This window comes from Burkholderia sp. APQ4-4ca (assembly GCF_057837105.1).
On record NZ_JBYQCG010000176.1, the window covers coordinates 1 to 3,665 of the forward strand.

Here is a 3,665-nt window from a genome sequence, read left to right on the forward strand (position 1 = left end):
CTGACCGAAGAAGAGCGGATGGTCCGCGATGCCGCGCAGGCGTACGCACAGGACAAGCTCGCGCCGCGCGTCACCGAAGCGTTCCGCCACGAACGCACCGACGCGGCCATCTTTCGCGAGATGGGCGAAGTCGGCCTGCTCGGCCCGACGATTCCCGAGGCATACGGCGGCCCCGGCCTCAACTACGTGAGCTACGGGCTGATCGCACGCGAGGTCGAGCGCGTCGATTCGGGCTACCGGTCGATGATGTCCGTGCAGTCGTCGCTCGTGATGGTGCCGATCTTCGAATTCGGCTCCGACGCGCAGAAGCAGAAATACCTGCCGAAGCTCGCGACCGGCGAATGGATCGGCTGCTTCGGCCTGACCGAGCCGAATCACGGCTCCGATCCCGGCAGCATGGTCACGCGCGCGAAGAAGGTGCCGGGCGGCTACGCGCTGTCCGGCGCGAAGATGTGGATCACCAACTCGCCGATCGCCGACGTGTTCGTCGTGTGGGCGAAGCTGGAGGAGAACGGCAAGGACGCGATCCGCGGCTTCATCCTGGAGAAGGGCTGGAAGGGCCTGTCGGCGCCGGCGATCCACGGCAAGGTCGGGCTGCGCGCGTCGATCACCGGCGAGATCGTCCTCGACGAGGTGTTCGTGCCCGAAGAGAACCTGATGCCGAACGTGAGCGGCCTGCGCGGCCCGTTCACCTGCCTGAACTCGGCGCGCTACGGGATCGCGTGGGGTGCGCTCGGCGCGGCCGCGTCCTGCTGGCACACCGCGCGCCAGTACGTGCTCGACCGCCAGCAGTTCGGCCGGCCGCTCGCCGCGAACCAGTTGATCCAGAAGAAGCTCGCCGACATGCAGACCGAAATCACGCTCGGCCTGCAAGGCGTGCTGCGCCTCGGTCGGATGAAGGACGAAGGCACGGCCGCCGTCGAGATCACGTCGATCATGAAGCGCAATTCATGCGGCAAGGCGCTCGACATCGCGCGGCTCGCCCGCGACATGCTCGGCGGCAACGGCATCTCCGACGAATTCGGCGTCGCACGTCACCTCGTGAACCTCGAAGTGGTCAACACGTACGAAGGCACGCACGACATCCACGCGCTGATCCTCGGCCGCGCGCAGACGGGCATCCAGGCATTCTTCTGACGATGCGGCCATGACACGCGCGGCGGCGATGCCGCGCACGCGCACGCCACCACGCAAAAGCCCGCCCGGCATCGCTGCCGGGCGGGCTTGTTTTCATCGGAGCCGCGGCTCCGGGCCGCCGATGCTTACTTGTTCGGCTGCGGCGTCAGGCGCAGATACGGACGCACCGCGTTGAAGCCCTTCGGGAAGCGCTTCTTCAGCTCTTCCGGATCCTGCAGCGACGGCACGATCACGACGTCGTCGCCGTCCTTCCAGTTGCCGGGCGTCGCGACCTTGTAATTGTCGGTCAGTTGCAGCGAGTCGATCACGCGCAGCACTTCGTCGAAGTTGCGCCCCGTGCTGGCCGGATAGGTGATCGTGAGCCGCACCTTCTTGTTCGGGTCGATCACGAACAGCGAACGCACCGTCAGCGTTTCGTTCGCGTTCGGGTGAATCATGTCGTACAGCTGCGACACCTTGCGATCGGCGTCGGCGATGATCGGGAAGCCCACGACCGTCGACTGCGTTTCGTTGATGTCGTTGATCCAGCCCTTGTGCGATTCGACGCCGTCGACCGACAGCGCGATCACCTTCACGTTGCGTTTCTCGAATTCGCCCTTCAGCTTCGAGGTCAACCCGAGTTCGGTCGTGCACACCGGCGTGTAGTCGGCCGGATGGGAGAACAGGACACCCCAGCTGTTGCCGAGCCACTCGTGAAACTTGATCGTGCCCAGGCTCGATTCCTGCTCGAAATCCGGTGCGATGTCGCCAAGACGCAGACTCATGATGTTCCCTCCTCGAACGATACTGGTTGAAACCGCGCGCCGGACAGCGCGGGGCAGTCCATCAGCTTACGGGAAGCCATGGGCCGTGCGAACGAATATTCCGTTTGATATTCATGCTTTTTTGTCATTTTTACCCGACGTCGTGGCAGGACGGTGGACGGCGAGGGAAACTTTTCAATCCTTTGTCGCTCTGTTCATGATTACAAGTCGTTTACCATGCAGTCTTGCGCTGCCGCCGTGTGTCTTCCCGGCTCGCCAGCAGGCAGGGGTTTCGCTACGATGTGAACCTGCAGCATGACAGCACGAAGGGAGTTGCAATGTCGGAAATCAACAAGGAGAAACTGATGTCGGATATCAAAACCGTTCTCTCGGACGCCGAAGACCTGCTCAAGCAAGCGGCGAGCAGCACGGGCGACCGTGCGGCCGAGCTGCGCGAGAAGGCCATGTCTCGCCTGAAGCAGGCCAAGGAAAAGGCTGCCGACGTCCAGGTCGTGGTGGTCGAGAAAGGCAAGAAGGCCGCGCGCGCGACCGACGACTACGTGCACGAGCACCCGTGGACGTCGATCGGCGTGGCTGCCGGCGTCGGCGTGCTGATCGGCCTGCTGATCAACCGCAAGTAACGCGCTCTGCGCCGTTTCGTCCCGCAGGCAGCGTCGCGCGGCCGGCGGGCGTCGAACGTCGAAGCCCGCCGGCTTGCGCCGGCGGCTTTGTCCTAGCTGCTTACTGCACGCGCAAGCCTCTTATCCATGACGACAGACACCCCTTCGCAGCCGTCCGGTCAAGGACCGCTGCGCCGCCTCGTCGGCTCCGCGATCGGCCTTCTGCAGACGCGCCTCGAACTGGTGGGCATCGAGCTTGCCGAGGAGAAGGAGCGCCTGATGGGCGTGCTGTTCCTCGGACTCGCCGCGATGATGCTCGCGACGATGGCGCTCATCAGCCTCACCGTGCTGATCGCGATCGCGTTCTGGGATACCTACCGCTGGCAGGCGCTCGCCGCGATCACCGCGCTGTATGCCATTGGCGGCATCACGTGCGCGCTGAAAGCGCGCTCGGGCCTGCGCGACGCGCCCACAGTGTTCGAGGCCACGCTCGCCGAACTCGAGAAAGACCGCGACCTGTTCCGCGGCAAGCCGTGAGCGCGCTCGCGCTCGTCCCTCCCACCTACTTCGCCGACGCGCCATGAGCCAGAACATCACGGGCAATCCCTCCCGCTCCCATTCGTCGCGATCGAACTGGAGCGCGTCGCAGCACCGCGCGCTCCGCAAGGAATTGCTGATCCTGCGATCCGAAGTCGAGCGGCTCGAACTTGCGGAGGCCGCCGCCGAAATGCGCCAGGCCGTCACGCGCTTCAGCTGGCTCAAGGTGTTCATCCCCGGGCTGTCGACCGGCAGGTTCGGCCAGTCGGCCAAGAACCTGAACGCAAGCCTCGGCCAGCTCGTCAACCAGTATCCGATGCTGAGCTCGCTCGCGTCGCTCGTGCTGGCGAAACCCGTTCGCTCGCTGCTGCGCGCAAGCACGGGCCCCGCGTTGAAGTGGGGCACGCTCGGCTTCGCCGCATGGGAGGTCTACCGGATCTGGAAGCAATCCCGCGAGGAGCGCGGGCTCGACCCACGCGACGACTGACCGTTAGCATCCCGCGCGCGGCCATACGCCGCTGCGCGCCCGCCTGGCGAACTCAGCGCACGCCCCAGCAGACAGCGCTCGACTCGTCGACACCCTCGCCTCCCGCATTGCCCTTCGTGCCGTCCGAGCGCAGCGTGAACG

5 protein-coding genes are annotated in these 3,665 nt (G+C 65.2%); 4 read left to right on the forward strand and 1 reads right to left on the reverse strand.

Features of this window, described 5'->3' with window-relative positions:
- Nucleotides 1-1,137 (forward strand): acyl-CoA dehydrogenase (locus AC3IFE_RS20370; protein ID WP_489191738.1); only part of this gene is annotated, 1,137 nt, incomplete at its 5' end.
- A gap of 125 nt (nucleotides 1,138-1,262) precedes the next feature.
- On the opposite strand, the gene AC3IFE_RS20375 is transcribed toward AC3IFE_RS20370, so the two are convergent.
- A complete protein-coding gene (locus AC3IFE_RS20375) occupies nucleotides 1,263-1,901 on the reverse strand; it encodes a peroxiredoxin (protein WP_006476788.1) in 639 nt (212 codons plus the stop codon).
- A gap of 317 nt (nucleotides 1,902-2,218) precedes the next feature.
- Here AC3IFE_RS20375 and AC3IFE_RS20380 point away from each other — a divergent pair, with 317 nt between their 5' ends.
- The 3 genes from AC3IFE_RS20380 to AC3IFE_RS20390 all read left to right on the forward strand — a co-directional run bounded on the left by AC3IFE_RS20380 (nucleotide 2,219) and on the right by AC3IFE_RS20390 (nucleotide 3,524).
- Nucleotides 2,219-2,521, forward strand: coding sequence for an ElaB/YgaM/YqjD family protein (locus AC3IFE_RS20380; protein ID WP_006494044.1), 303 nt, complete (start codon nucleotides 2,219-2,221; stop codon nucleotides 2,519-2,521).
- A 126-nt stretch (nucleotides 2,522-2,647) separates the two neighbouring features.
- Nucleotides 2,648-3,037: a phage holin family protein gene (locus tag AC3IFE_RS20385; RefSeq protein ID WP_089466759.1), complete on the forward strand. Its 390-nt coding sequence runs from the start codon at nucleotides 2,648-2,650 to the stop codon at nucleotides 3,035-3,037.
- Nucleotides 3,038-3,080: 43 nt separating this feature from the next.
- Nucleotides 3,081-3,524, forward strand: coding sequence for a DUF3318 domain-containing protein (locus AC3IFE_RS20390; RefSeq protein ID WP_489191739.1), 444 nt, complete (start codon nucleotides 3,081-3,083; stop codon nucleotides 3,522-3,524).
- Nucleotides 3,525-3,665: the final 141 nt, after the last annotated feature.